The sequence below is a fragment of the Mesorhizobium sp. M7D.F.Ca.US.004.03.1.1 genome (assembly GCF_003998635.1).
Lineage (GTDB): Bacteria > Pseudomonadota > Alphaproteobacteria > Rhizobiales > Rhizobiaceae > Mesorhizobium > Mesorhizobium loti.
The window spans coordinates 1-20,667 of record NZ_RZQG01000021.1 but is presented as its reverse complement, the minus strand read 5'-3'; the positions used below and the strand labels follow the sequence as shown (position 1 = coordinate 20,667).

General features: G+C 59.5%; 19 protein-coding genes, 1 tRNA gene and 2 pseudogenes. 13 read left to right on the top strand and 9 right to left on the bottom strand.

What is annotated here, in order from left to right; genetic code table 11:
* The coding region (locus EN935_RS02880) for an MmgE/PrpD family protein (RefSeq protein ID WP_164771005.1) at nucleotides 1–790 on the top strand (790 nt) is incomplete at its 5' end.
* A 50-nt stretch (nucleotides 791–840) separates the two neighbouring features.
* Nucleotides 841–1,089 (top strand): annotated as a pseudogene (locus EN935_RS02875) (nicotinate-nucleotide diphosphorylase (carboxylating)); the annotation flags it as partial.
* Between the two features lie 226 nt (nucleotides 1,090–1,315).
* Here the strand turns inward: EN935_RS02875 and EN935_RS02870 are convergent.
* The 4 genes and pseudogenes from EN935_RS02870 to EN935_RS02855 form a co-directional block, all read right to left on the bottom strand.
* Nucleotides 1,316–1,557: pseudogene (locus tag EN935_RS02870) on the bottom strand (transketolase); the annotation flags it as partial.
* Nucleotides 1,558–1,709: 152 nt separating this feature from the next.
* The gene (locus EN935_RS02865; RefSeq protein ID WP_109660098.1) at nucleotides 1,710–2,528 is read right to left on the bottom strand and encodes a carbohydrate ABC transporter permease; all 819 of its coding nucleotides are present in this window, start codon (nucleotides 2,526–2,528) and stop codon (nucleotides 1,710–1,712) included.
* Nucleotides 2,529–3,398: a sugar ABC transporter permease gene (locus EN935_RS02860; RefSeq protein WP_245468828.1), complete on the bottom strand. Its 870-nt coding sequence runs from the start codon at nucleotides 3,396–3,398 to the stop codon at nucleotides 2,529–2,531.
* Nucleotides 3,399–3,534: 136 nt separating this feature from the next.
* A complete protein-coding gene (locus EN935_RS02855; RefSeq protein WP_245468830.1) occupies nucleotides 3,535–4,785 on the bottom strand; it encodes an ABC transporter substrate-binding protein in 1,251 nt (416 codons plus the stop codon).
* A gap of 293 nt (nucleotides 4,786–5,078) precedes the next feature.
* Here EN935_RS02855 and EN935_RS02850 point away from each other — a divergent pair, with 293 nt between their 5' ends.
* Genes EN935_RS02850 through ugpC form a run of 4 tightly spaced genes read left to right on the top strand, consistent with a single transcriptional unit; the run spans nucleotide 5,079 to nucleotide 10,311 of the window.
* A complete protein-coding gene (locus EN935_RS02850; protein ID WP_127263875.1) occupies nucleotides 5,079–6,239 on the top strand; it encodes an ROK family transcriptional regulator in 1,161 nt (386 codons plus the stop codon).
* Nucleotides 6,240–6,270: 31 nt separating this feature from the next.
* Nucleotides 6,271–7,758 (top strand): M81 family metallopeptidase, encoded by a 1,488-nt coding sequence (locus tag EN935_RS02845; protein WP_127263873.1) that lies wholly within the window; start codon nucleotides 6,271–6,273, stop codon nucleotides 7,756–7,758.
* A gap of 57 nt (nucleotides 7,759–7,815) precedes the next feature.
* Nucleotides 7,816–9,183 carry a M24 family metallopeptidase gene (locus EN935_RS02840; RefSeq protein ID WP_127263871.1) on the top strand — a complete coding sequence of 456 codons (1,368 nt, stop codon included), beginning with the start codon at nucleotides 7,816–7,818 and terminating at the stop codon, nucleotides 9,181–9,183.
* A gap of 27 nt (nucleotides 9,184–9,210) precedes the next feature.
* A complete protein-coding gene (ugpC, locus tag EN935_RS02835) occupies nucleotides 9,211–10,311 on the top strand; it encodes a sn-glycerol-3-phosphate ABC transporter ATP-binding protein UgpC (RefSeq protein WP_109660085.1) in 1,101 nt (366 codons plus the stop codon).
* Nucleotides 10,312–10,579: 268 nt separating this feature from the next.
* Here ugpC and EN935_RS02830 read toward each other — a convergent pair whose 3' ends face one another.
* Complete coding sequence (locus tag EN935_RS02830; RefSeq protein WP_127263869.1) at nucleotides 10,580–11,470, bottom strand: LysR family transcriptional regulator; 891 nt, start codon at nucleotides 11,468–11,470, stop codon at nucleotides 10,580–10,582.
* A gap of 92 nt (nucleotides 11,471–11,562) precedes the next feature.
* Between EN935_RS02830 and EN935_RS02825 the strand changes: the two genes are divergently transcribed.
* From EN935_RS02825 to EN935_RS02805, 6 genes are all read left to right on the top strand, one after another.
* Complete coding sequence (locus EN935_RS02825; RefSeq protein WP_109660081.1) at nucleotides 11,563–12,894, top strand: aspartate aminotransferase family protein; 1,332 nt, start codon at nucleotides 11,563–11,565, stop codon at nucleotides 12,892–12,894.
* 105 nt (nucleotides 12,895–12,999) lie between these two features.
* The gene (locus EN935_RS02820; protein WP_127373159.1) at nucleotides 13,000–14,148 is read left to right on the top strand and encodes an extracellular solute-binding protein; all 1,149 of its coding nucleotides are present in this window, start codon (nucleotides 13,000–13,002) and stop codon (nucleotides 14,146–14,148) included.
* 92 nt (nucleotides 14,149–14,240) lie between these two features.
* Nucleotides 14,241–15,335, top strand: a complete 1,095-nt coding sequence (locus tag EN935_RS02815) for an ABC transporter ATP-binding protein (RefSeq protein WP_127265097.1) — start codon at nucleotides 14,241–14,243, stop codon at nucleotides 15,333–15,335.
* An 87-nt stretch (nucleotides 15,336–15,422) separates the two neighbouring features.
* Entirely contained in the window at nucleotides 15,423–16,208 is a 786-nt protein-coding gene (locus tag EN935_RS02810) for an ABC transporter permease (RefSeq protein ID WP_245488822.1), read from the top strand.
* Nucleotides 16,208–16,363, top strand: a complete 156-nt coding sequence (locus tag EN935_RS40635; RefSeq protein WP_164757795.1) for a hypothetical protein — start codon at nucleotides 16,208–16,210, stop codon at nucleotides 16,361–16,363. The genes EN935_RS02810 and EN935_RS40635 overlap by 1 nt, the downstream gene beginning before the upstream one ends.
* A gap of 56 nt (nucleotides 16,364–16,419) precedes the next feature.
* Nucleotides 16,420–17,016 (top strand): ABC transporter permease subunit, encoded by a 597-nt coding sequence (locus EN935_RS02805; RefSeq protein ID WP_127265096.1) that lies wholly within the window; start codon nucleotides 16,420–16,422, stop codon nucleotides 17,014–17,016.
* A gap of 569 nt (nucleotides 17,017–17,585) precedes the next feature.
* Here EN935_RS02805 and EN935_RS02800 read toward each other — a convergent pair.
* Nucleotides 17,586–17,661, bottom strand: a tRNA-Ile gene (locus tag EN935_RS02800).
* A 134-nt stretch (nucleotides 17,662–17,795) separates the two neighbouring features.
* Between EN935_RS02800 and EN935_RS02795 the strand changes: the two genes are divergently transcribed.
* Nucleotides 17,796–18,509: an SIMPL domain-containing protein gene (locus EN935_RS02795; protein WP_127265095.1), complete on the top strand. Its 714-nt coding sequence runs from the start codon at nucleotides 17,796–17,798 to the stop codon at nucleotides 18,507–18,509.
* 218 nt (nucleotides 18,510–18,727) lie between these two features.
* Here the strand turns inward: EN935_RS02795 and EN935_RS02790 are convergent, their stop codons facing one another.
* The 3 genes from EN935_RS02790 to EN935_RS40630 form a co-directional block, all read right to left on the bottom strand.
* Nucleotides 18,728–19,084 (bottom strand): hypothetical protein, encoded by a 357-nt coding sequence (locus tag EN935_RS02790; RefSeq protein WP_109660073.1) that lies wholly within the window; start codon nucleotides 19,082–19,084, stop codon nucleotides 18,728–18,730.
* Nucleotides 19,085–19,372: 288 nt separating this feature from the next.
* On the bottom strand, nucleotides 19,373–19,819 hold the full coding sequence (locus EN935_RS02785; protein WP_109660071.1) for a YcgN family cysteine cluster protein: 447 nt from the start codon (nucleotides 19,817–19,819) through the stop codon (nucleotides 19,373–19,375).
* 314 nt (nucleotides 19,820–20,133) lie between these two features.
* Nucleotides 20,134–20,667 (bottom strand): hypothetical protein (locus tag EN935_RS40630; protein WP_206534488.1); only part of this gene is annotated, 534 nt, incomplete at its 5' end.

The following is a 20,667-nucleotide window of genomic DNA, read 5'->3' as shown; positions in this document are numbered from 1 at the left end:
CTGGGAATTCCTGCGTGATGCCGCCGATTCCAAGCAGCTTCATACGGCGCGAGCGGCCGCCAACGGCCTGTTTTCTGCCTATCTGGCGCGCGATGGCTTCAAGGGGGCCGCGCAGATCCTCGAAGGGAAAAAGGGCATGGCGGCAGGCATGTCCAGCGACGCCGATCCGGCCCGCCTGACGGACGGCCTCGGCAGCCGTTGGACAACCGAGGAGACGTCCTTCAAATGGCACGCCGCCTGCCGGCACACCCATCCGGCCGCTGACGCGCTGCAGTCTCTCATGCTCCGCGAAGGGCTCGGTCCGGACGACATCACTAACGTGGTGACCCATGTCCACCAGGGAGCCATCGATGTCCTGGGCGCGGTGGTCATTCCGCAAACCGTCCATCAGGCGAAGTTCTCCATGGGTACGGTGTTGGGGCTCATCGCCGTCCATGGCGTCGCCGACCTCGACGCTTTCGAACGCCACGCACTTGCCGACGCCCGCGTCGCCCGTTTCCGGGCCAAGGTGCGGATGGAACGCGACGCCGAGGTCGACACCCTTTACCCCCGGCAATGGGTCGGCAAGGTGAGCATCACGACCGTTGACGGCCGCAAACTCGATGCCCGCGTCGACGAGCCCAAGGGCGACCCCGGCAACACGCTTGCGAAACAGGAACTGGAAGCCAAGGCCATACGCCTTGCCGAATTTCGAGGCGGCGCCACCGCTGACGAGATGCGCCGCTGCATGGCCCGCATCTGGAGGCTCGATCAGCCCGGGAGCACGGCGGATATATTTGCAGAGCCGTAGTCCGTTATAGCGCCGAACGCTCGAGCTCGCTCAAACCATCCCATTCATACACGATTGAGCAGCTCGAACTGGCACTCGCGGCCGGAGCCGACGCGGTTTTGTTGGACAACATGTCGGTCGAGCAGCTGACCCAGGCCGTGGCGATGGTTGGCGGACGGGCGATTACCGAGGCATCGGGCCGCGTGACCGCGCAGAAGGCCCCTGCAATTGCCGCGACCGGCGTCGACCTGATTTCGATTGGCTGGATCACACACAGTGCGCCGATCCTCGATATCGGGCTGGATTGGGAAAGGTCTTGATCTGTCTGTGTCACAATATGTAGCACTTTAACATGTAGCAGGACGCAGTTTGCCGTAATGGAACTTCCACTGATGTCGCCGAGCGCCCGTCGAGACATTCATGCACGGATGCGCTTGCGATGGAAACGGATCATCCGCCATCTGCACCAACCATCTTTCCGATCCTCAGTTCGCCTGGCACCACTCCGCAGGCATGGTTCTGGGACATTGCGGGCCTGCCTCGGCCTTATCTCGCAGGGGGCAGTTTGCTCCGCGCGACAGCGACGATCGCTTCGGCGGTTATGCCGAAATGCCGGAACAGATCCTTGCCGGGCCGGATGCGCCAAAGGACTGCATGCCGACGAAATCGCCATCCCGCCCAATGAAGCAATCCCAGCCCTGGCGAATGGCGGCCTCGACAGCGATCTTGACCGGCGTATTGCCGATGACGGACGCGCGATAGGCAGCCGGCTGTTCGGCGAACAGCTCGAAGCGGGGCTTGGAATAGTGCGTTGACGCGCGCTTGTCGACGACGTCGAGCTGGCGCCACCTCATCGTAAGGAGACGTCGTTGACTCAACCAAGCATGCGTCAGACTAAAACTGGTGATCACTATTTCAGATCTGATGGATCTGGATCCGATTATTTCCCGGCTCCCCCGAGCAAACCGCGCACGAAGGCTTTTTGGAAGAGCAGGTAGGCGAGCATCACCGGCAGAAGCGAGATAAGCGTGGCGGCCATCAGCGGACCGTATTCAACCTGCAGGCTGCTGGCGAAACCGGCTATCGTCACCGTGACAGGTCTGGCCTCGTCGCTCGTTGTCAAGGTAATGGCAAAGAGAAGGTCGTTCCAGATGGCGCGACTCTGGATGATCGCGAGAGCGGCGAGACCTGATCCCGACGCCGGAAGAAGAAGCCGCCAGAAGTAGGCTGCCGGGCTGCAGCCGTCGATGAGTGCCGCCTCATACATCGACCTGGGTACCGACGCGAAGAAATTCCGCATGAAGAAGGTGCAGAAGGGAACGCTGTAGGCGGTGTGGACCAGCCACATGCCGGGAATAGTGTCGTAAAGACCAATCGCCCTGATCAGAAAAAACAGAGGGATTTGGACGATCTGGAAGGGAACGAGCATGCCCGTCAGCAGGAAAAGATAGACCACCCGTCCGCCAGCTCCGCGCATGTAGGCAAGCGGATAGCCGGAAATCGCCCCCACCAGCAGCGACAGGATCACGGATGGCACCGTAATCGCAATCGAGTTCAGGAAGCTTCGCCCCATCCGCTCGTAGGCGATGGCGTAATTCTGGAAGAAGAGTTCGTTCGGCAACGCGATCACTCGCGTTATTTCGGACGGCGATTTGAGCGACGTCAGGAACGCAACGACCAGGGGGGCGGCAAAGATCGCCGCCGCCGCCACCAGGATCGAAAACGGTAGAGCCGTGCGCTTGGCGGTTGCAGTGTTCATCTATTCCGCCTCGCTGTCCTGGACACGTTTTGCCAGCTGGTAGATGTAGGGCATGATGATGACCCCGGCGATCACCAGAAGGTAGACCGAAATCGCGCTGGCGCGGCCCATCTCGAATCTACCGAAGGCGGTGTCGTACATCTGCGTGGCCAGGACCTCGGAGGCATATGCGGGGCCGCCATTGGTCATCGCCCAGACAATATCGAACAGGCGCATCGCGTCGACCGCGGCCATACCGAGGACGACGATCGTGGAGGGCCATAGAAGCGGGAAGCTGACTTTCCAGAAGACCTGCCAGGGCGTCGCCCCCTCGATCCTCGCGGCCTCTATGTACTCGACCGGAATATTGCGAAGGCCCGCGAAGAACACCAGGAAGGCGAAACCCGTCGTCCACCACATCATCGAGCCCATGAGCGCGAAGTTGACGATCGAGGGGTCCCCCAGCCAGTTCTGAGCCAGGCCACCCAACCCGACCGACCGCATGACTGTCGTCAGCAGGCCATTGGTCGGCTCATACATCCAGCGCCAGATCGCGGCCACGGCCACGGCCGGGATCGTGAAGGGCAGGAAGAAGATGACCCGGAACACCGATTCTCCCTTCATGCCCCTGTCGAGCAAAGCCGCCAGGAGCAGGCCGAGGCTCGTTGGCCCAAGCAGGAGGAAGACGAGCCAGGAAATGTTGTTCAAAAGAGCGTGGAAGAAGCGCGATTGGTGAAGCAGCACGACGTAGTTCTGCAGCCCGACATACTTCGGAGAGGGTGAGAAACCATCCCAGCTGTGAAGCGACAGATTGAATGTGGAAACGATGGGATAGACATAGAAAACGGCAAAAAGGGTTACAGGAAGCGACAGAAAGATTGCGTGGGTCACCCCTTCGGTCTGAAACTTCCGGCGCATAAGTTGGAAGTTCGGCATGTCGGATTGTTCTCTCGGCGAGCGGAATCAACAAATCGTATCGTCAACGTCCCTGGATGTCGGGCCGACATGTGTCGGCCCGACCACGGTATCACCACTTCAGATAAGATCCCTCCGTCAAAGCTTCCTGCCGCAAGCCCTCAAGCGTCGTTATCATCTCGTTTTCGTTTGCATCGGAGGGGTCGATCGCGAATTTCTCCATTTGGACGCCCAATTCCGTGCCGACCTTGGTGGGCAGCAGGAAAAACAGGTTCGGCAGCACAGCGTTGGCCTTTGATGCATCCGCCAGTTCCTTCGCGAATTTGGCACCCACGGCATCGTAGATCGACGGATCAACCGTCACATTTGGTGCGAGTGAACCTTTCGGAACGGCAAATGCCGCCTGACCTTCCGCCGACGCCGCGGAGATGACGAATTTTTCAGCGGTTTCAAGCGTATCGGCCGGTCCTTCCGGAACCGCAAAGGCATCCATCTGGAAAATCGCCTTGCCCTCTGTCCCTGGCGCTGGAAACACATCGAACTTCTCAACGGGTGCGAAACCCGCCTGCTTGAAATAGGCCGCCGCCCAGGCGCCCATCATGAACATCCCGGTATTGCCGTTGACGACATCGTCGGCCGTTTGAGTCCAGGTCTTGCCGCTCCAGTTCTTGGCGTAGCACTTCACCATGGTGCTGCGGTAGAGGTCGAGGGCCTTGCGGAAATCCGGACTATCGAAGCCGAGTTCGCCGCTCGCGATCTTGTAGTAGCCCTCGGTGCCCACAGTGGAGACGAGGGGCGCGTAGAAGTTATACAGGCTCCAGAACGGCCCCCCCGCATTGCCCAAAGGCTCCACGCCCGCCGCGCGCAGCTTGTCGCATGCGGCCACCAGGCCTTCGTAGTCCTTGGGAGGCTGAAGCCCTGCTTTTTCGAAGATGGCCTTGTTGTAGAAGATGTTGTTGATCAGCGACAGGTCATAGGGAATGCCATAGGGCTTGCCGCCGATCTTGACGACCCGCTGAACGCCCTCCGGGAAAATCTCGTCGCCCTTGATTTTTGCCCAGGTCTCCGAGAGATCATGGAGTTTGCCGCTGTCGACGAACGTCTTCAGCTCCGATGCCATCGAGCTCTGATAGGCGGCGGGCGGCGTGTTTCCCATGAACGCGGTCTGCAATTGACGACGCATTTCAACGGCGTTGCCCGGAATCACCTTGCCGACGATCTGGTTGTTGGGATTCTGCTTGTTGGCGAAAGCGATCAGGGCTTCGATACCGGCCTTTTCAGATCCCGCCGCATAATAGTGCCAAAGCTCCTTCGGACCGTCGGCCCTGGCCGCTGATGCGCTCGCGAGCACCCCGAGCGCCATGCCGATCCATTTCAAGTTACTCATTGTTCTACCCTCTGTTGAGCCGAGCGTTTTGCCGTCGGCATATATTCTGTAAACAAGAAAAACCTACCTCCAAAAAACGATGTGCGTCAACAGATTGCGTTCAAAATATCCCAGTGAGCGAGTCCTACGATGAAGACAATTTCCACAACAGATTGATATATAACGATATTTATACGAAAAATGAAATTCACAGGTGTTCGTCGATTGACAACCCATACGGCCTCCTCGTATGAATTATTCTCAAAACAAGAAAAATATCGGAGCAAGGCTTGAGCAAGTCGTACATCAGGCATTTCAATGCCAATGCGATCTTTCACAGGATACGCATCGAGCCTAACGTTTCGCAGCGCGACATCGTCGCCAAGACGGGCATCGACAAGTCTGTCGTCTCCTCCATTGTCAATCAATTCAGTGAGTTGGGACTGGTTGAACGCAACCCTGTGGCGACCAGCAACAAACCTGGTCGCCCTATGGAAGGCCTCACCATCTCTCCCGAAAGCGGTCTGATCGTTGGCGTTCAGATCGAGGCTGACACAATCGGCTATGTCGCCGCCGCACTCGACGGAATCCCTGTGTGCTCCAAGGTCCAGGCTTTCGATGGAAAACTCGACGAGGTCGCCGATGTCGTCGCTCGGGGTGTGAAGGAAATAGTCAGTGAATGCGGTCGCGACAGCGAGACGCTCGGAGTCGGCATTTCACTTCCAGGCCTCCTCACGGACGAGGGCGTACTGCTTCACGCTCCCGTCCTTGGATGGCGCGGCGTCCCTGTGGTGGATATGTTCTCCTCCACACTGGATGCTCCCGTTTTTGCGGGCAATGACGGCAAGGCCGCCGCGATGGCGGAATACATGTTCGGTGAATGCGTCGACGTCAGAGATTTTATTTATCTGTTCTCGGGCTCTGGCGTCGGCGGCGCTCTATTCCTCGACGGCGACATCTATCGCGGTTCGACGGGACTGGCGGGAGAACTGGGACATATCAAGGTGGTCCCGCAAGGCCGCTATTGTTCCTGCGGCGCCTCGGGTTGCCTTTCAGCCTACCTTTGCGAGCCTGCGCTAGCAGAGGAGATCGGCAGGCTGACCGGCAATCTGCCATCCTCCTTCAAAGAGATCATTGAGCGCGCCAACGCGAATGATGAGGTCGTTGTCGGTGTGCTCGACAATGCTGGCGCAGTCCTCGGTTCTGCGATTTCCAGTCTCGTGAACATCTTCAATCCGCCATTGGTTTGCCTTGGCGGCGATATGGCGAGCGCAGAACCTTACCTTCGGCCAGCGGTCGAACGCGCCCTGCAGCGACTGGCGCATCCTTCGATGTCGGTCCAGACCAAGGTCATTTTCTCGCAGTTGTCGACGGTCAGCCCGTTTCTCGGTGGTGTCGCACTCGCGCTGGACGGTGTCACGGGTCTCGATTCTCCGCACGTCCTTCCATGAACTCAATCCAAGTCCATCCGAAAGTCAGAGAATGCGCATAGCTATCGTCGGCCTCTCCATTGAAATCATGCTCGCCTCTCCGGTTCCAACCACGCAGGACGCGATACAACACTACACCGGCAGGGACTTGTCCGAAGGCGATGTCTGGATGGTCCGGGGCATGCTAGCGCGCATGGCGCAGGATAGCGACGTCGAGGCGGTCCCGTTGTACTGGGCCACTGCGCTGCCCGGCGGGCCGCTGGAACTGTCGGCATATCAAGACGTCAAGGAAAAGACGCTCGCGCTCATCAGCGAACGCGGGCCGTTCGACGGGATGCTCGTTGCCAATCATGGCGCGTTGGAGGTCCAGGGTTTGGACATCGACGCAGACACCGATTTCATTCAGGCCATCAGGAATGTCCTTGGGCCTGATGTGCCGATCGGCGTGTCGCTCGATCTCCATGGCGACATGACTCCGGAACTTCTCGAGGCGTCCACGGTCATCAGCGTTCTGCGCACCGCGCCGCATCGTGACGACAGGCAGACGGGGTACCGAGCCGCCGACCAGCTTATCCGGGTCATTCGAACCGGCATTACGCCCAAGAAATCCGTCGTGAGCCTACCAATTCTCGTCCCCGGGGAGACGGCAGTCACAACCCTGGAGCCCGCGAAAAGCCTCTATGGCTCCTTGCCCGAATACGACAGCGTGCCAGGCATGATGGAGGCGAACATCCTTGTCGGATTCGCGTGGAACGACAGGCCCTGGACCGCCGTATCGGCGATTGCAGTAAGCGACGGCGACGCCGAGCTGGCGCGCGTGCAGGCCACACGGTTGGCGCAAGCCATATGGGCGAAGCGCGCAGAATTCAATCTCAAGATGGAGACCGCCGAGGTTCGGCAGGGACTGAGACTCGCGGTCGAATGCCCGCAGCGCCCCGTGTTCGTATCCGATTCGGGAGACAACACCACGGCCGGTGCGGCCGGAGATCTGACCCTTGTCTTGCAGGCAGCGCTCGACGACGAACAGGTCCGCGATGTCGTTGTCGCCGGCATTACAGCTCCCGAGACTGTCCGTAAACTCGTCCAGGCCGGTGTCGGCTCGACGGTGGAAATCGAATTGGGGGCCGAGCATCTTTCCCGTCCGAAGACGGCGCGCCGCGTCAGCGTGCTCGTGGAGGCATGCGGAGAAGAGTTGGTGCTGCCGGGATTTCAGCCATACCGATCCAAGGAGGGCGCGTGGGCCACGGTGCGAAGCGGCAACGTGATTGCAACATTCCACGCCAATGCCATCGGCATAACCACGCCGCACCATTTCGTTGCAATGGACATCAGTCCAACCGAGCACAAGGCATATGTCGTCAAGCTTGGGTATCTCCATCCTCAGCTCGAAGATGTCTCGGCTCGCCATATCCTGCTGCTGAGCGACGGCACCTCGCAATTGGACATGACGCAGTTGCAATGGAACCTGTTGCCTCGTCCGACCTACCCTCTCGACAAAGATTTCGAATGGGACGCGCAGGCCCGGATGTACGGCGATTGATCTCCCTCGCAGCCAATTTCAACAGCTCTCGCGCCGGCACAAACAAAAGGATGCCAAATGACCATTTCCCTCACATCCGTTCGGTTGCCGGACTTCGGCATCCTCGGCGAAAGGCCGCACGTTCCCGCTGAGATATATGATGCTCGTGTCCGCGCCGCCTATGACAAAGCGGGGTGCGACTGGCTGGCCGTTTATGCCGATCGGGAGCATTTCGGCAACATCGCTTTCCTGACGGGTTTCGAGCCGCGCTTCGAAGAAGCCTTCCTTCTTCTTGGGCCGAACAACAAGCGTGTACTGCTCACCGGCAACGAGTCCGAAAGCTACGCTCCACTCGCGCGCTTGTCGGGAGTGACGGTGCTTTTGAGCCAGACCCTGAGCCTCATGGCGCAGGATCGCTCTCGTTTCCCTCGCTTTTCCGACCGTCTTGGCGACGCTGGAATCAAGGCAGGCGACACCATAGGGCTGGTGGGCTGGAAGTATCTCGAGCCATTTGAGGACGAAGCTTCCGAAACAGCCTATTTCGTCCCCGCGGTCTACGTACAGGCGTTTCAGCGAGCGGTCGGCCCTTCCGGCAGGCTGCGGGATGCGACCCATATCCTGATGCACCCGGAAAACGGCGTCGCCGTCACCGTCGATGCTGATCAGATCGCGGCGTTCGAATGGGCTGCAACACGCAGCTCACTGGCGACGTGGAGGATCGTTTCCGGGGTCCAGGAGGGTGACAGCGAGTTCGATGCCGTCTCGCGCATGGGATATGCTGGAGACCCGCTGAACGTCCACACCATGTTCGCGTCGGCCAGCAAGGGTGAAACCGTGATTGGCCTGCGAAGCGCAACGGGCCGCAAGCTCAAGCGTGGCGACGGTGTTACGACCGCAATCGGACATTGGGGCGGTCTTTCCTCCCGAGCGGGCCTTTTCGATGTCGCCAACGACGAGTTTCTCGCTATCGCCAAGGGTTATTTTCAAGGCCTGATTTCCTGGTACGAGACGGCCACGATCGGCGTCGAGGGCGGCACTCTTCATGAAACGGTAGTATCGACGCTCGCAAAATCGAAGCTCGGGCCGGCTCTCAATCCGGGGCATCTTGGCGGCTACGAGGAGTGGACACATAGCCCGGTTCGGCCTGGCTCGAACGACCGCATCCGCTCGGGCATGCATTTCCAGGTCGACGTGATCCCGACGCCGATCGCAGTCGGCTGGGCGTTGAACTGCGAGGACGCCGTGGTGTTTGCCGACGCACCGCTGAGATCCCAAATCGAGGTCAAGCATCCGTCGACGTTCAAGCGCATCGCCGCGCGCCGCGATTTCATGAAGAACGTGATTGGCGTGGAACTACGGGCGGACATCCTGCCGCTTTCCTCGACACCGCTCTATTTCGCGCCATTCTGGCTCAAGAGCGATAACATCCTCGTCCGCGATCGATAAGCGCCAAGACCCAACACCGGAGGGCTTATGGCCGCCATCGAGCTGAACAAAGTCGTCAAGGCCTATGGGGACGTTCAAACCGTCCACGGAATCGACCTCAGCATCAAGGATCACGAGTTCGTGGTGCTGGTCGGCCCTTCCGGATGTGGAAAATCCACCACACTGCGCATGATCGCCGGACTCGAGACCATCACGGGTGGAGAGATAAAAATCGGCGAGCGACGGGTTAACGACCTCCTGCCGGGAGAACGTGACATCGCCATGGTTTTCCAGAATTATGCGCTTTACCCGCATCTTTCGGTTGAGGACAACATCACGTTCGGGCTGCGTTTGAAGAAGACGCCACGTGGTGAAATCCAAACGAGACTGATCGAGACCGCCCGGATCCTGGACATCGGCCACCTGCTTAAACGCAAACCAAGGCAACTCTCTGGCGGACAGCGCCAACGCGTTGCAATGGGGCGCGCCATGATCAGAAATCCGGCGGTATTCCTGTTCGACGAGCCGCTCTCGAACTTGGATGCCAAGCTCCGCGTCCAGATGCGCGCGGAGATCAAACAGATCCACGAGGCGGTGCCGACCACAACGGTCTATGTCACCCATGACCAGATCGAGGCGATGACGCTTGCCGACAGGGTGGTCGTCATGAATGCCGGCAAGATAGAGCAGATCGCGCCGCCTCAGGAACTATACTTGAAACCGGCGACCAAGTTCGTAGCCGGGTTCATCGGGTCGCCTGGCATGAATTTCGTCAGCGCAGCGTTAGAACGACATGGAGAACAACTGATTGGCGTCCTGTCCGATGGCTCGCGTCTCGAACTGCCTGGAGGCATTTCCAGATTCGCCGACGCGGTGGGGCGGACAGTCGACCTCGGCATCCGGCCCGAACATTTATCCCTCAGTCCAAACGGAGGCCAAATATCGACCCGGATCGAAGCCGTTGCAGAGCTTGTCGAGCCTCTTGGAATGGATACCCTGGTACACTTCATCATCGCCGGCACGAAGGCCGTTGCGCGCGTGTCGCCTGATGCCTCGCTAAGACGTGGAACCCGGCTTACCCTATGCGTCGATCCCAAAAGCATTTACGTCTTCGACCGCGAAAACGGGAGCGCTCTGCATGGCGACTAAGGACATATGTCCTGAACGACGCGATATGGATGCACTGTGCAGGGTTGTTGACTTCATCATACCCGCGGATGATTTCCCCTCCGCTGGCGAAGCGGGGGTTGCCTACCAATGATCACGGCGTGTTGAAGCGTCTGCGGCCAGGGTGCGTGACGGCAGGCTGGAATTCTCGGGGGAGTGCCTGCAACTCCGCAATCCTCATGCCTCGATCGAGGTGCTGTTAGGCGGAGGACATGGACAGCAGAAACATGGCGCGCCGCTATCTCCCAACTTAGCCATCGTGGCCTTGGGAAACCCGGTTTACCACCGAAATGAAATCTGCGACCAGCTTGTTCGGCGTGCCTCGATAACCGATGGCGATGACGCATTCCCGCATGTCACGAATCGGCCTGAAGACCACGCCTGGCCGAGCGTAGTATTGCGCGGTGCTGTCGGCGGTGATGCTTATGCCGCGACCGGATGCGACCGCCTGAAGCTCGGATTCGACGGTGGCAGCCTCGAACACAACTTTCGCCGGCCTGTCGACGCGGTAGTCATTTGCTAACCAGTAGTCGCGCCATGCGCCCGGCACCGGCGCGGCAATGATCGGCTCGTCGAGTATATCGTCGAGCACAACCGTTTCCTGCCGACTAAGGCGGTGTCCCGTAGGGAGACATGCGACACATTTCTCGCGTGCGATTTCGACAAGGTCGATGTCGTCAAGGTCGATCGGCGGCCGAATGATACCACAATCGACCTTGCCGTCTCTCAGGCCGGCGCTCGGATCCGAGAAATCAAACTCTTGCAGGTGGAGGGAGGCACCCGGACGAATTCGCTCAAACTCACGAACGATTGCTGGGATAAACTGCACGGCGGTACCGATCATGTACCCAACGCGCAATTCGTTCTTGAGCGCGAGTTGCAGCGACCGTGCCTCACCGTACAGGGCTTCGAGCGATTGGCTAAGCGCCCGCGCCCTAGCCAACAGCTTTTCGCCCGACGGCGTCAGGCTGACACTTCGGGTGGTGCGCTCAAACACTGGAAAGCCCAGGGTCTGTTCCAATTGGATGATGGTCTGCGACAGGGCTGGTTGAGAGACATTCAGCTTCTCGGCAGCCCGCGCGAAGCTTTTCTCATTCGCGACGGCGATGAAGGAATGAACATGGCGAACTTGGATATTCATAAGCGTCACGAATTAATCGTTCAGCTATTCGTCCTTGTTGTCAAGCGGTCCACGCCGATAATCAGCCACATCCCAATAGGTTGAGGTGAGCCATGAATATCAGCCAGACAGACACGTCTCATTCTAGAAACATTCTGGAACAGGGTAAGCAGTCGCTGATCCACGATCCATTGGGGGGCGACGAAGCAAAGATTACGCTGGTGCGCGCCAAAGGCTCGTATGTCTGGGACGACCAAGGTCGCCAATATCTCGACTGCACCTCCCAGGCGTGGTCGAACAATCTCGGCGCCAATGATCCACGTGTGGTGGAAGCGGCGATCGCCCAGTTGCGCGAAATCACCCACGCCCGGCCGAACTTCAACACGATCCCACTGCTCAAGCTCACCGCCAAGCTGCGCGAGATCTCGCCCGGCGACCTGAATCGCATCGGCTACTGCCTGCACGGCAGCCTGGCCGTCGAAATGGCCATGAAGCTTGCGTTCAAGAACAAGCCTGGTCGCCACAATATCATCGTGCTGCAGGACGCCTATCATGGCCGTTCGCTGACCACGATGGCGGCCAGCTGGCCGCATCCAAACAACCCTTTCCTGCCGATCCAGCCGCGCTTTACCCGTGTGCCGCATCCCGATCCCTATCGTCCGCGGCTGGGTATGGATGTCGAGATGGAATCAAAGCTCTGTCTGCGACTGCTGGAAGAGACGATCCACAAGGGCGTCGATGGCGGTGTCGTCGCCATCATGATGGAGCCAATTCCCGGCAATGGCGGCCACATCGATCTGCCGCTGTCGTTCCTGAGAGGCGTGCGCGACATTTGCGACCGGAACGACATCATCCTGATCTGGGACGAGATCCAGAGTTGCTTCGGCCGCACGGGTGCAATGTTCGCGGCCGACTATTTCGGCATCGTTCCCGACATCATGACCTTCGGCAAGGGTATCAGCGGAGGTTTCCCGTTGGCCGGCATCTTGGCGAGCGAGCGGCTGACCGGTTTCGAGTCGGGCGAGGACGCGCTGACCTTCGGTCAGTTTCCGGTCGCGATGGCGGCGGCCGTCGCCACGATCGACGCGATCATCGCCGACGATCTGTGCGGCAAGGCACGCGACCACGGCGCCTTTGCAACACAGCGGCTCCACGAAATGGCGGATCGCCGCAAGCTGATTGGCGATATCCGCGGCCCTGGCCTGTTCGTCTCGCTCGAACTGGTCAAAGACCGGGTCAGCAAAGAGCCAGCCACAAAGGCCGCCTCGGAAGTATACCGGCGCGGTCTCGAGAAGGGCGTGCTCTTTGGCGAAAGCCGCTATGCCGGCCTCGGCAACCTGATCAAGGTGAAGCCGCCGCTGGACTGCACGCATGAAGACATGTCGCACGCACTCGACGTGCTCGACGATGTGCTCGGCTCGATCGAGGCCGATGGAATCGCTTAACCGTCAACACAAGCCGGAACGATCAGGAGGATCAGACCAGCCTCAACGTATACCACAGACCATGAAAATTAGTACGCAGATACTAACATCGAAAAGGGGATCACTATGCAGGAAAAAAAGATTAGCAGACGCTCCGTCCTAGCCGCCGGTGCAGGCGCTGCGCTATGCATGCCGTTCATCCGGCCCGCCTGGGCGCAGACACAGACGGTGCGGGCGCTGATGTGGGAGGCCTATGTACTTCCCGATGTCGTTTCGAAGTTCGAGGAAGAGAACAACGTCAAGTTTGTCGCCACTTTCTTCGACGGCAATTCCGAAGCTTATAACAAGCTGCGCGTCGGCGGTGCCAAGGAATTCGATTTGGTCCAGGCCGATGGCTTCTGGCCGCAGCTCTATTTTCGAGACGGACTGATCCGCAGTGTCGACTACGCTCACGTGCCGAGCGCGGCAAACTACCTTCCGGAATTCCATGCCGAGAAGTTCAAGGTGCTGACCAACCCGGCATCCGGCAGCAAGATCGGCTATCCGTTCTGCTGGGGCGCCTATGGGATCACGTACAACGCGGCAGTCGTCGCGCCGGAGAAGACGGGTACGATTGAATGCATGTTCGATCCCGCCCTGTCAGGCCAACTGTCCACTAGCGCGCGTTTCGAGGAAAACATCGCCCTGGCGGCATTGTTGGTGACGGACCGGTTGGGCTCGCGCGAAAAACCTCGCCCGGATGGAAAGCCTTTCAACCCATATGTCCTGACCGATGAGGAACTTGACGGTGTTAAGAAATTGCTGATCGAACAGAAGGCGCTGCTTCTGACCCGCTATCAGGACAACCCGACGTTGTTCCAGCTTTTGCAGAGTGGCGCCGTCGTGGCGGCGACCGAATTCGCGCAAGTATTCCGTCAGCTTCTGACGGCCAAAGACCGTAACCCGAAACAGGATTTCCGCCATACGCTTAAGATGAAGGAAGGGGGATTGGGCTGGGTCGACACTTGGCTTGTAACGTCCGGTGTCGAGGATGGCCCCAAGCTCGACCTGTGCAACAAATTCATCGACAGAATGATCTCATCTGAGATCATGAAGCGGATCGGCGAGGTGGCCGGCTGCTCGACCACAATCGATCTAAGAGGAATCTCGACCGAGGAAGAGCGTAAAGTCTATCTGATGGATCGGTCGAGCGAGATCGCGGATCTTTTCATGTTTGATCAGCCATCCTCTCCCGAGAAATGGGAACGCGTGTGGTCGAACGTGCAGGCAGCCTAATCGTCCGTCATTCTCCCAAGCAATGACGCTACCCTCCGGCAGGGCGTTGCCCCGTCGGAGGGACCACGGCCCTCAATGTCAGGTGATCCAACATGAATCAGAGCCAACAAAACGGCGCCGAGGCCCCCTACATCCGGATTGCCAATATTTCGCGTCAATACGGCCAGGTCCGCGCGCTGCACGATCTCAGCATCGATATCGACAAACACGAGTTCATCGCCATTCTTGGCCCCAGCGGCTCGGGCAAGAGCACGCTGCTCAGGCTGATTGCGGGACTTGACCGGCCCACCGCAGGACGCATTTTTTTTGACGGCGTCGACGTCACAGACCTGCCGCCGCACAAACGCGGCATCGGGATGGTGTTTCAGGAATTCCTGTTGTTTCCGCACCGCACCGTTCGCGAAAATTTGGCCTTCCCACTGCGGATGACCAACCAGCCGCCGCAGATGATCCTCGAGCGCCTGGACTGGGCCGAGGCAATATTGTCGCTTAACGGGCTGATGGACAGGTACCCAAATCAACTTTCCGGCGGCCAGCAGCAGCGCGTCGCGCTCGGCCGTGGATTGGTCACCCACCCCACCCTCTTGCTGCTCGATGAGCCGCTCGCCAATCTCGACCGTGAATTGCGCAACGAAATGGAAGTGGAAATCCGCCGCTATCAAAAGCAACTCGGAATCCCTTTCGTCTATGTGACCCACAATCAGGAGGAAGCGCTGTCAATGAGCGATCGCGTCGCCGTGATCAACGGTGGCAAGCTCGAAGCCCTCGGTGAACGACAGTTGATCTACGACCATCCGCCGACGCCTTTCGTCGCGCGCTTCGTTGGCAAGTCGACACGCTTTGATGGGGCGTTCGATGCAGCCTCCAAGAAGGTCGATCTGCAGCGTTATAACTATTCTTTCCCTTATGAAGAGGTTGCCGAGCGCAAGGGCAACGCCCGCGTCGAGGTCTTCGTCAAGAACGAGCGCTTCGAACTGCTGCCATCAAGATCAGGGAGTGCCGGCATTCCCTGCACTGTCGCCGACGTGGTGCTGAGAGGACCCTTCGTGGAATACATCCTCGAAACCGAGGCCGACGAGCGCATTATCGCGGTGCAGCCCAAGAGAGAGGAACCTCTGGCACTCGGAACCAAGCTTTCGTTGTCGTGGAACCCCTCACAGTGCCACGTATTTCCGGCAGGGAGGTGAATGATGTCCGAGGCCGAAAATAGGCTTAACAGGCGCCTGTTCCTGCACATACCAACCGTCTTCCTGGTCATCTTCTTCGTCTTGCCTTTGATCGCACTGGTCGTTTTGAGCTTCTGGCAAACCGAGAACTACAAAATCGTCCGAGAATGGACGGCGATGAACTATGTGACGCTCGCGACCGAGCCAGCTTATTTCATTTTCTTCATACGTTCGCTGTTCATGGCGATCTTCGTTTCAGTATTCTCGGTCGTCGTCTCCTGGCCGATCGCCTTCTTCATCGTGCGTCACGGGGGTCGCTACAAGCTGATCCTTTCGCTGTTGCTTGCCGTGCCGTTCCTCTCTGGCGAAGTGCTGCGCCTTATCGCCTTGCAGGGCATGCTGGGGCCGACCGGCTTGGTCAACGGGGTGCTTCTGAAGCTAGGGGCCGCACCGCTGCGTTTTATCATGTATTCGAATTCGGCCACCTTCATCGCATTGGTCTATCTCTACCTGCCTATGGTGGTAACGACAGTGTATTTGTCGCTCTTGAATTTCGACTTTCGGCTGGCGAGCGCGGCGAGCGCCTGTGGTGCTAACCGTTTCCGGATATTTTCAGAGATCGTCTGGCCACTCAATCTGTCGGGTACAATCGTCGGGTTCCTCCTCTGCTTCATCCCGACGCTGTCGGCCGCGCTGGCGCCTCGCTTTCTCGGCGGTCCTAATGGCGTTCTTTACGGCATGTCGATCGCGCAGCAGTTTGGTGAGTCCGGCACATGGGCGCTCGGCGCCGCCATGGGTGTCGTGCTCTTCTTGTTTTCGATGCTGGTGCTCGGTGTCTTCAGCCTCGGAATCGACCTGCGCCGCACAGGTTTCACCGGAATGGGACGACAGTGATGTATGCACAGGCAAGCAATGAAAGGCTGACGAAATGGCTGATGGGCGCGATCCTGGTGATAGCCTATGCGTTCCTCTACATGCCGATCATCCACATCCTGTTCGCCTCGCTGTCGAGTCGGCCGAATTTTCCCTATCCTCCGGAGTTCGACTAGGGAGCTACATCAGGCTCTACACCAATACTGTATACCAGGACGCATTCCTGAACAGCTTGATCATCGCGACCTGTACATCGATCCTCTCGACAGTCCTAGGCTTCCTGGCAACGGTAGGGGTGTTGCGGTTCGGCGGGCGTAAAGCCCTCCTCTACGCGGCCTTCTTTGCGGGACCATTGTTCGTATCCGAGATACTGCTCGGCATCTCGTCCATGTCGCTCTACTATCTGGTCTTCGAACTGCAGGGCAACATGGTCACCGCCATAATCGCCAATTCGGTGCATTGCTTCTCGTTCTGTTTCCTGATCATGGCAGCCCTGCTCTACCGCTATGATTGGCGCATGAACGAGGCAGCTGTGGTCTGTGGCGCTTCGCCGGCACGCGCCTTCTACGAGGTGATGCTACCGCTGACTTGGTCGGGCATATTGGGCAGCCTGATCGTAGCCTTCGTGCTGTCGCTCAATGGCCTAGACATCTCGTTCTATTTGCTCGGCGCAACCCCTACTATGCCATCGGTCGCCTGGGGCGCACTGCGCTACGGCGTCAAGCCCGAACTCTACGCGCTTTCGTCGATCATCAACATTCTGGTGTTTGCCGCGATCACGGTGCTCTATTTTGTCGCCCGTTCGGACAAGAAACGGCCGATGGAATGACATGTCCTGCTTGTGGCGCCTTTGGTGGGCCGCATTTCCGGTGAGGCCATGTTTTGCACGTCTGAATTTCACACACGAGGACATTAGAGATCGCGGCAGATATGTGGGCGCTCTATGCCTTGCTTCGCCTCCGCTGTGAGGGACTCCAAGGGAGTGCGTCGCAAGTCTTACCTCCACAAAGCTTTGGAGTACGTTCGCTTTGTCGAAGCGTCCATCCGTTCGAGGCGGGGCAACCGTAGCCTCTGGACCAACTGTAACACCATATTTCCAGTAAGCGGTGTCCCGCTCCCGCCTTGACCAAGATGCTTTATCAATGTCGAGGACTGCAGCCATGACAGGGACGGCAACTATGCGCCATTTGCGGTCATTGGCTGTCTGTGCTTTCTAAGGATACGCTCCACCCTTCGACATGATTGCCTCGGTCGACGCTAACAGCCTGTAGGCATGTCGTGCACCTGGTCCCAAAGGTACCGCTTCCCGCCAAGGAGTGGTCGGCGACGGAAGGGCGTTCGAGTACACGTTGTGGGCATCTTAGAAAAAATAAATAAAATAATTATTATAGGTTATTCTGGTGGGCCCGGAGGGACTCGAACCCCCAACCAAGCGGTTATGAGCCGCCGGCTCTAACCATTGAGCTACAGGCCCCACGCGGGCTGGATTAATGTTTTTCCCGTCGCGGCACAAGGCTTTCCCGACAGGCTTTCGGAGATCGCCCAAATCAACCCATAATCGCGCTCTAGGCGACCTCTGCGACTTGATCGCAGACCAAGGAGATTTTCATGACCAGACACCTTTTGCCTCTCGCGCTCGCCGCTGCAATCGCTTTTCCGGCGATGGCTGGAGCCACCGATTTGCCGACGCCGCCCCGCATCATCGTGTCAGGCGAAGGCGAAGCAACCGTAGCCCCTGATCTGGCGGTCCTGACGCTGAGCGTCATGCGCGAGGCCAAGACCGCGCGCGCGGCGCTCGACGCCAACAATGACGCCATGGCCGCCGTAATCGCAGCGATGAAGTCGGCCGGCATCAAGGACCGCGACCTGCAGACCGCCGGCATCCAGATCAACCCGCGCTACAACTACACCAACAAGCCGGATGGCAGCCAGGAAGCCGAACTCGTCGCCTATCAGGTGACCAACACGCTTTCGGTGCGGGTGCGCGATGTCGACAAGACCGGCGAAATCCTCGACAAGGCGGTGTCGCTCGGCGTCAACCAGGGCGGCGGCATCGCCTTCACCAATGACAACCCGGCGGCCACGGTCACCGAGGCGCGCAAGAAGGCGGTCGCCAACGCCATGGCCAAGGCCAAGACGCTGGCCGAGGCCGCAGGCGTCAGCCTCGGCCGTGTGCTTGAGATCACTGATCAGAACATGGCGCCGACGCCAATGCCGATCAACGCCAAGGCTTTCGACGCCGCGGCGGGTGCTGCGGCTCCGGTGCAGGCCGGCGAGAATTCCTACAATGTGCAGGTCACCGTCACCTTCGAACTGAAATAAGCAGCTCTGACGATCCGTGGCTGAGCCTTGCCCAGCCGCGGATGCAATCACCAGCCGATAGCGAGCATGAAAAACCCCGCGGGATTGCTCCCGCGGGGTTTTTTCGAGCCACACCTTCAACTGGAAAGGGGCTCGGCTAGTCCCGGCTGATCCTCGCAGAGGATCATGCCGCGTCGACCTTCGCAGAGGGTCATGCCTCTATGATTCCGGCCTCAGCCTCAGCGATAGATAACCGGGCAACCGCGCTCGTTGGCGAACACGATGACGACGCGGTCGCCGTCCTGGCGGCCCATCACCTTGACCGTGCGGCGGTTGACGTCGACGATGCGGGCACGATAGAGGCCCATGCGTTCGGCCTTGTCGAGGGCGCGGTCCGGCGAACAGCCACGGCGCCAGCCGTCGCGACGCTCGTCACGACGATGGCGATAGCCATCGTCGCCGGCATAGACGCCGAAGCGCGGGTCGTTGTTGTTGCCGAAGCCGAGATAGAGGCTGTCGGCGTGAGCGGGGATAGCCGTCAGCGTGCCGAGACCGACCAGAGCCGAAAGGGCTGCCGTCTTGATCGTGTTGAACATCGTCTTCTCTCCTTTTTTGGGCTTTCGCCCGTCCTCGTGAACCGATGGGGGGAGAATGCACTTGCCTGTCTGAACTCTTTACGAACCTGCTGTTCATCTTCGGTTCATGTGGCGAGAAAAGGAAAATTCCGGCTATTCGCCATCGTCCGCAGGCTGCGGTGAACGCCAAAACGCCTGACACAGACCCTGTTCCCTACCAGCGGGCCAAGGATCAGGCGCCCCCGGCGCGAACCCCAGCAGTTCGTCGTTCTCTAACGCGAGCCCTGGCTCCTCGTCCCGGCGCGAGCCTTAGGGTTCGTCGTCCAGCATGTAGTCAAAATAGTCTTCCGGCTCGGCAAGATCGGTTTCGCTCGCCTTGACTCGGCCGCGCATCGAGATACCGGCTTCATGCACGGTCTCGGCACTGCCCGACACCAGCCGGTGCCACCAGTAGAGGTCGCGGCCCTCGGCCACCAGCCGGTAGGCGCAGGTGCTGGGCAGCCAGCTGATGGTTCGCACGTTCTGCGGCGTCAGCCCGACGCAGTCGGGAACACGCGCCAGCCGGTTGGCGTAGTCCGAACAGCGACAGGTCTCGGCGTCGAACAGCCGGCAGCCGACGCTGGTCCAGTAGATCTCGCCGGTGTCCTCGTCCTCGAGCTTCGAAAGGCAGCATTTGCCGCATCCGTCGCAGAGCGACTCCCACTCGGCCGGGCTCATCGCCTCAAGCGTCTTGGTTTTCCAGAATGGCGTTTCCATTCCCGGCATGTGGCCCCAGCCGCCGGTAAGGTCAAGCGCGGCAATGGTCGGAATTCGGCGATCGCCAGGGGAATGACACGAAGTTGCCTTCAAAAGGTCGGCCAATCGCCCTGCACGGCCTCTATTCACGCCAAACCGGAACCAATCGGCGCAAGATCGGTTTCGGCAAGGATGGGACCCCACAAGGAGAATTTTCGATGAAACGCCAACCACGGATTCTGGCCGGCACCGCACTTGGCCTGCTGATGGCATCCGCGCCGTTGGGCGCGTTCCCGCTTCAGGGAGGTGCCGCGTTTGGCCCCGCCCAGCGCACGTCAGCCCCATTCATTTTGGCGCAAGCAGCGTGCGCCGAGGGCGAATCGGCCGAGGCCTGCGCGCAGAAGCAGCAGGCGGAACCCGAACAGAAGCCCGAGCGCAGGAAGAAGGCCGAGCCTGAGCAGCAGGCAGCGCCTGCCCAGAGCGCGCAGCCCGCCGAGGAGCAGCAGCCACGCAGGAAGAAGCGCGATCAGCAGCAGCAGACCGAGCAGGTGCCAGCCGAACAGGCCGCACCCGCCGAGGAACAGCAGCCGCGCAGGAAGAAGCGCGATCAGCAGCAGCAGACCGAGCAGGCGCCGGCCCAACAGGCCGCGCCCGCCGAGGAACAGCAGCCGCGCAGGAAGAAGCGTGATCAGCAGCAGCAGACCGAGCAGGCGCCGGCTCAACAGGCCGCACCCGCCGAGGAACAGCAGCCGCGCAGGAAGAAGCGTGATCAGCAGCAGCAGACCGAGCAGGCGCCGGCTCAACAGGCCGCACCCGCCGAGGAACAGCAGCCGCGCAGGAAGAAGCGCGATCAGCAGCAGCAGACCGAG